The organism is Paenibacillus sp. SER-28, assembly GCF_052906305.1.
The window spans coordinates 1-389 of the sequence record NZ_JBRECM010000049.1 but is presented as its reverse complement, the minus strand read 5'-3'; the positions used below and the strand labels follow the sequence as shown (position 1 = coordinate 389).

The following is a 389-nucleotide window of genomic DNA, read 5'->3' as shown; positions in this document are numbered from 1 at the left end:
TCATGGAAGCTGTCGGTGCCAACATTCTGATGGCTCTCATCGCCGTCGTCCACAGCATCCGTCAGCTTGCCGGAGACCATGCCGGAGCCAATCGGCGCATTCGCCCGCTCCTCGCTGTACGAAGTTTCGTCGTCGAGGTACAGCACAGCCGCCAGCGCCAGCTCCTCTTCGCCGAGCCAGGCTTCGGCACGCTCTCGCAGCGGCGTTAGTGTCAGCAGCACCTTCGCTCCGCTGTCTTCGAGCATGAACCGCACGCGGTCCGCCGGATAATCCGGGTCGAGCGGCACATACGCCCCGCCCGCTTTCCAGACAGCCAGCACGGCCACCAGCAAGTCCACCGAACGCTCGGCGAGAATGCCGACGATCGTCTCCCGGCCGATGCCGCTTGC

1 protein-coding gene is annotated in these 389 nt (G+C 65.0%); it reads right to left on the bottom strand.

The features are described from left to right. Positions 1 to 389 (bottom strand): AMP-binding protein (locus tag ACUYLD_RS25520; protein ID WP_446676233.1); only part of this gene is annotated, 389 nt, incomplete at both ends.